We start from the raw sequence: 6554 nt of genomic DNA on the forward strand, positions 1-6554 counted from the left end.
GTTATTTAATCAATATATTACAGTGAGTTACCGTTACACAGATGCTATCAATCACGCCGGCGGCAGGCCCTCAGTTGCGCCCGTTATTGCGGCGGAGAAGTGACTAGTTTATAACCTACTTGCTGGTAGGCTGCGCACCGGATAGCCAAACCCGGGCTCCAGTATCGCAACCATTTACACGCTCACAAAAAGGAAATGGCATGACTCAGCAATGCAGTACCAGTCCTAACAGCCCCGTAATCGTCACCGGCGCGGCATCCGGCATAGGCTTGGCCTGCGCCGAGGCGCTGGTTGCAGCAGGTCGTCCGGTCGCGCTGTGGGACATCAGCGATACGGTGATCGCCAGCGCCGAAAAGCTCGCGCAGACCAGCGGCAGGGCATGCATTGGTTGTGTTGTCGACGTGGCCAGCGTAGCTGCCCTCAGGGCTGCGGTTGTCCAATCTCGCGCCGCGCTGGGGCCTATTGGTGGCCTGGTGCACGCCGCTGGTGTTGCCGGCGTCGGCCCATTGGATCAACTGGAACCAGCCCAATGGGATACTGTGATCAACATCAATCTGCGCGCTGAGATTTTTCTTGCCCAGGCTCTGCGCACCGATATGAAATCCCTGCCAGGTTCAGCCATTGTCGGCATCGCTTCTATCAATGCCACGCTTGGTAATGCAATGAACCCCAGCTACAGCGCCTCCAAGGGCGGCATGCTGGCGGCAAACAGGGCGCTGGCCGACGATCTCGCCCAAGATGGCATTCGCATAAACAGTGTGTCACCGGGCCAGATTCAGACCCCTATGATTCAACAGGCAATGGATGCTACGCCCGGCCTGAAGGAAAATTTTGAGCGCCGCATTCTGCTGGGCAGGCTGGGTGCGCCGGAGGAGGTCGCCAAGGCCGTACGCTTTCTTATGTCCGACGATGCCAGTTACATTACCGCCGCTGAGCTGGTAGTGGACGGCGGCAATATTTCCTCGCAACACTAGAACTGTATCAAATTCCGCGGCGTGTCCCTCGTGCATAATCGGGCCGGCTAGCCGAGTTACCATTTCACAAGGAAGGTCGAATGAAACAGTTCGTACTGTTAGTAACCGTTTTACTGCTGGTTATCCTGGTATGGAGCCAGCTCGATACACCGGAGAAAACCACACCCACAGCGCGTATCATTTCCGTTGAGGGCAATGGCGAAGTTGAGGTGGTTCCAGATATTATCCGGCTGCATTTCAATATCACGGCTTTTCACGACAGCGACGTTGCAGTCGCCAAGGCGGACGTAGATCAGCGCGCTTCCGCGGCGGCGCAAGCTCTCATCAAGCTGGGGGTGAAAGAGGCCGATATCTCGTCCTCCTCTTTTCAGGTAAACATCGTTGAAGACTATCGCCGCAGCGAACCGAGAACACGTGAACAGCGGGTTAGTCGCGCCGTCGAGGTGGTATTGCGTGATACCACACGCTATAACGCCGCCCTGCAGGTACTGGTAGATAGCGGCATTTCAGAGATCACCCATATTCAACCCGACGTCTCCAACTACGACGCCCTGAAGCAGCAGGCTCTTGCCAGCGCCGCTGAGGACGCTCGCAGGCAAGCCGAGTTTCTGGCTGACCAATTCGACGCCCGACTCAGTCGTGTTCACAAGATAGGAAGGCAAAACATACAAAGGCATTTCGGCCTGGAAGAGGTGATAGCCACATCAGCCAAGCAAGATATGGCCGCACCGCAAGCACCTCCTCACGAATTTAAACCCGGGAAGGTGAAAGTCACTTCTCATGTGTATGCGGAGTTTGAGCTGGAAAACTAGCCCACCGTGATGGCGGGCGCCGTTCTGGTCGGAGTTACACCGCCTGTTTTGCGGCTTCGGAAACAGGCTTCGAGGCAGGCTTGCTGACTCGAAGCTTTGCCAGGTCGGTAGCCAAAAACCGCGTCAGCACACTGTGTTCCTCTTCCGGTGACTGCTTCCATCCATAAATCGCAGGCTTTTCCCTTTCTATTACCAGCGAGTCAAATACCAGCCAGTCGTAGATTGCCAGAAGGTTGCACAGGTTGCTGCCGGAATTTTTACCGCGCGCGTGGTGATGATGGTGCTGGGTCGGAAAGGTCAGTATGTGGCAGAGACCGTACATGGTTTTTCGCACCCATGCCCGAGGGTGATTAAGAAAGTACAGGTCATAGTTCCAGTTCACATGGTTGTGCGCAGCCCACAACCCCTTGATCGCCGTACCCACCAAAAACACTTCCGTCAGACCGAGGTAGACACAGAAAAACTGGAACCAGTAATTGGGCATGATGAACCACCACAACCAATGCTCCACGAAGGTTTGGGTAACACTAAGCTGGCCTCTGCCGTCATTGCCGCCCGACAGGTGATGCGGGCGATGGCCCATTTTGAACAGCGCCTGCAGCCGCTGCAGGTGTTGGCTTTTCGGCCGGCGCGCGTGGGCAAACCAGTGGCCTATACCGTGCAGAAATTCTTCAAGGGCAATATAGCCGAGCAATACCCACCAGAAATTGGCCGCCTCAAAACCGGCGAGCACGCCCTGCCATTGGGGCACCAGAAGACCGCCGATAAAAGCGGTAACGAGCACCAGTGCAGGGCGCTGCACCAGCACCATCACGGTAGCGGTCAGCAGAGCCATATTCCAGTCTTCCCGGGTTTTGCGCCCGTCGCGGGTGCGCCCGGCCAATACCTCCCACACCATGGCGACAACAATAAACAGTAGGACGAGATTTTCGGGTTTTATGGTTAAGTCTGGCATGGTTCACCTCCTGAGCAGTGATTGCCAGCTTAGCCCGCACGTGATATTTGTAAATTGAATGTTTTGTATATGTTATATCCATGAAGCTGAATTTACGTGGCATAGACCTGAACTTACTGACGATTTTTGACAGCCTGATGGATACCGGCAAGCTGTCTGCAACCGCCGCCGATCTGGGGATGAGCCAGCCAGCAGTGAGCGCCGCATTGCAGAGGCTTCGCCTGACGTTTGGTGACGAACTGTTTATCCGCCACCGCAGTGGTATGCAACCCACACCGCGCGCCCACCTGCTGCACACCGATATTCGCGAGGCGCTGCACCTGGTTAGGCGGGCTGTAAGCACCGAACCCATGTTTAACCCAGCGACAGCCGACCGCAGTTTTACCCTGCTCAGCGACGTGTTTTTTGAAAGCACTGTGATTGGCGAACTGCTGAACCGCATGAGCGATATAGCACCCGGAGTGCGAATCGACACAAGCCCACTAGCACCAGAAGATCCGGCATCTACACTGACCAATCTCAAAGGCGACCTGATATTGGACTACGCCACACACAGTAGCACCCAGCTGTGTTCAGCACAGGTAAGCGTGGAACGGTTAGTGGTCATAGCAGCTCGTGCACACCCTCGAATCCAGAGTGCGCCAACACTCGAAGAGTTTCTATCTGAGGCCCATGTCATCCTGTCGCGACGCCACGGCAGGCTGACGTCTCTGGAGTATGCACTTGGCAACATCTCTTTAAACAGGCGGATTCGCGCCACCCTGCAGAGCTATTCCTCAATGCCCATTGTGGTGGCTAACACCGATTGTCTGGCCACCGTACCGCAACGACTCGGCACGCTCTATGAACAAGCCTTTGACGTTCGCTGCTACCCCTTTCCGGTGGCAATGGAACCCGTTCCTGTGTATATGTACTGGCCGCGGGTGCTTGATCAGGACCCGGCACACCGGTGGTTCCGGCAACAACTGTCTGCCGTATTCGCCTCAGGGGAGGGTGTGAGCGGTTGAACTTACAAACGATTGCTTGTCTGCTATCCCTTATATTGTCTGGTTTTCGTGTTTAACCACTAAGAACTTAAGGAAATTTACCGTTTGGAACCTCTAGTCATACTGCTCGCGTTTGTCGCCGGTCTGGGCTTTCGCGCGCTGGGTTACCCACCGTTGCTGGGTTATCTGTTGGCAGGTTTTGTGGCACACGCGCTGGGGCTCGGCCAGGGACAAGCCGTGGGGACCATTGCCGACCTCGGTATTACGCTACTGCTGTTTACCATCGGCCTGAAGCTGAACCTGCGTGAATTGATCGCGCCCCAGGTGTGGGGCACCGCCACCCTACAGATGATCGCCGTGGTGCCGCTCACCTGGCTAGCGCTGACGGGCGCCGGACTTCTGATGCCGTCGCTGGCGCTACCCAGCCCTGAAGCAGGCCTTACCCTGGCCTTTGCACTGTCATTCTCCAGCACGGTGTTTACCACCAAAACCTTTGAAGAGCGCGGTGAAGCGGTCGCCATTCACGCCGCCATTGCCATCGGCATTCTCATCATTCAGGACCTGTTTGCCGTGACATACCTGGTTGCGGCTTCGGGCAAATTTCCCAGTGTGTACGCGCTAGCGCTGGTGGCACTGCCGCTGTTGCGACCGCTTCTTGGCCGCTTGCTGGTATCCGTGGGACACGGCGAGTTACTGGTTCTATTTGGTTTTGTCGTCGCCCTGGGTGGCGCCGGCCTGTTTGAGGCGGTCAATCTGAAAGGTGATTTAGGGGCCCTAGTCATCGGCATGCTGCTGAACAGCCATGACAAGAGCACTGAGCTCTACAAAAACCTGATTCAGTTTAAGGATATCTTTCTGATAGGTTTCTTCCTTCAGATCGGATTTAACGGCCTGCCGGGCGGCGAAATGTTGCTGGTTGCCTTTATGCTAGGCGCGTTAATTGTGTTGCGCCCAGTGGTGTACTTGTGCCTGCTTATTTGGCTGCGGCAACGCGCCCGCACCTCGCTGCTCGCCGCGCTGTCGCTTGCCACTTACAGCGAATTTGGCTTGATCGTCGCTCAATTGGCGACCAAAGAGGGCATTATAGACTCGGCTTGGGTTACCACCATTGCGCTGGCGTTGGCGATCTCGTTCTTTGTAGCAACACCACTAAATAACCGCGCTCGGGATATCTACGCCCGTTTTTCCGGTAAGTTGCAAGGCTGGGAGCGCGGGCCGCGCAGCACTGAGGAATCGGTCAACACCCTCAGCGATGCCGACATTGTTATTGTCGGCGCGGGCCGGGTGGGTACCGGTGCCTACCGCTATTTGGACGAACGTTACCCTGGCAATGTGGTCTGTATTGAAGAAAACAAAGACAAAGTGGCGGGGCTAATGGCCGAAGGTATCAACTGTGTGCACGGCGATGGCAACGACCGGGATTTCTGGCAATTGGCCAGCCTCCCTGCACGCAAGTTGATACTGGTCAGCCTGACGAATCACCGGGAAAACATGGGCGTGGTAAAACTTCTTCAAAATGAACGATTTAAGGGGCAGCTCGCGGTGGTATCGCGGTATGCAGATGAAGAGCAGGAAATCCGGGAGGCCGGCTGCATAACCTTCAATCTCTATGCCGAGGCCGGTCACGGTTTCGCCGAACACGTGCTGACCCAAATCCAGCCCGCTAACTAAAGGGCACGTTTTCAGTTAGTTACGCGAAAGAAGCGCAGTAGCGTGAATCAACTATACTTATGCATACCGCGCTGAGATGAGTTCCTAGCGCCCAAACAGATTGGACGCGATGGCTTCAAAACGCTCTCTAACTAATGCCCCATCCCGCCGACCAGTGCAGATATTGCTGGCCGAGGACTGTCTCGGCGACGTAATTCTGGTTCGACGCGGCCTGGAAAAGCTGAATATCCCCTTTGAGTTGAGCGTAGTGGATGACGGTGAGCAGCTTCTCAACTATCTGGTAGATGCGCTTCGCCTTGAAGGGTGCAAACAGACCGTACCTACCCCTGACTTGGTTCTTATCGACCTGAATATGCCCAAGCTTGACGGCTTCAAAGCACTGGAACTGATAGCCCAAAAGGAAAACTATAAGGAGTTACCATTGGTTGTGGTGTCCTCCTCGGCCAATCCCGAAGATATACGCCTTGCTTATGAACTTGGCGCACATGGATATATCGATAAGGCGCTCGGACCAGCGGCGTTCATTGAACGGCTCCAGTTTTTAGAGCACTATTGGCGGCGAGAAGGTCTGCTCATCGCTGCAGGCAGTAAATCCAGACATTAATACTGGCATTTTTCGCAATATCGATTGCCAAGAAAGTAAAAAAACCAAAGGACGGCGATCTACTCTATGGGCTACCAGCGATTGTGCAAAGGGCTCGTCGTAGTCTGCGCCAGCCTCGTCATCATTTTATCCGCAACGGTGCTAGTCGGCTGGCACACTGCCAACGTGGATCTGGTCAACCTAGCGCTCGGCAACATGGCGATCCACTACCATACAGCGCTCGGCGGGCTGCTCGCTGGGCTCGCTCTGATTACCTACCAACGGCAAAAGCCTCATCTGACTACCGCGCTGGCACTGCCCGTAGGTCTCATTGGACTACTGCATTTTGTACAGTTCCTCACCAAGTCGCGCTGGCAAATCGACCATTGGTTTCACGCGATAATTGAAAATAGCGCTTTCACAGCCACACTAAACCTAGCACCAACGGTATCCATTGCATTTATGGCTTTAGGTGCGGCCCTGGTGCGGTGGCCACACCGCGAAAACGATCTCGATGCCGTCGATGCACTGCGCGCAGTTTGCTTGTCACTGTTTGCCATTTGCCTGGTCAGT

At 55.2% G+C, this 6554-nt stretch carries 7 protein-coding genes; 6 read left to right on the plus strand and 1 reads right to left on the minus strand.

The window, feature by feature from the left end:
- Positions 1-200 precede the first annotated feature (200 nt).
- Positions 201-974, plus strand: coding sequence for an SDR family NAD(P)-dependent oxidoreductase (locus ABYP39_RS06095; protein WP_372750561.1), 774 nt, complete (start codon positions 201-203; stop codon positions 972-974).
- 80 nt (positions 975-1054) lie between these two features.
- Positions 1055-1786: an SIMPL domain-containing protein gene (locus tag ABYP39_RS06100; RefSeq protein ID WP_372781595.1), complete on the plus strand. Its 732-nt coding sequence runs from the start codon at positions 1055-1057 to the stop codon at positions 1784-1786.
- Between the two features lie 34 nt (positions 1787-1820).
- Here the strand turns inward: ABYP39_RS06100 and ABYP39_RS06105 are convergent, their stop codons facing one another.
- The gene (locus tag ABYP39_RS06105; RefSeq protein ID WP_372781597.1) at positions 1821-2741 is read right to left on the minus strand and encodes a sterol desaturase family protein; all 921 of its coding nucleotides are present in this window, start codon (positions 2739-2741) and stop codon (positions 1821-1823) included.
- 80 nt (positions 2742-2821) lie between these two features.
- On the opposite strand from ABYP39_RS06105, the gene ABYP39_RS06110 reads away from it, so the two are divergent.
- The 4 genes from ABYP39_RS06110 to ABYP39_RS06125 form a co-directional block, all read left to right on the plus strand.
- Positions 2822-3748 carry a LysR family transcriptional regulator gene (locus tag ABYP39_RS06110; RefSeq protein ID WP_372781599.1) on the plus strand — a complete coding sequence of 309 codons (927 nt, stop codon included), beginning with the start codon at positions 2822-2824 and terminating at the stop codon, positions 3746-3748.
- Between the two features lie 84 nt (positions 3749-3832).
- A complete protein-coding gene (locus ABYP39_RS06115) occupies positions 3833-5398 on the plus strand; it encodes a cation:proton antiporter (protein ID WP_372781601.1) in 1566 nt (521 codons plus the stop codon).
- Between the two features lie 109 nt (positions 5399-5507).
- Positions 5508-6002 (plus strand): response regulator, encoded by a 495-nt coding sequence (locus tag ABYP39_RS06120; RefSeq protein ID WP_372781603.1) that lies wholly within the window; start codon positions 5508-5510, stop codon positions 6000-6002.
- Positions 6003-6068: 66 nt separating this feature from the next.
- On the plus strand, positions 6069-6554 hold a 486-nt coding region (locus ABYP39_RS06125; RefSeq protein WP_372781605.1), incomplete at its 3' end, for a hypothetical protein.

It is taken from the genome of Litorivivens sp., assembly GCF_041625495.1.
Taxonomy (GTDB): Bacteria; Pseudomonadota; Gammaproteobacteria; order Pseudomonadales; family Spongiibacteraceae; genus Litorivivens.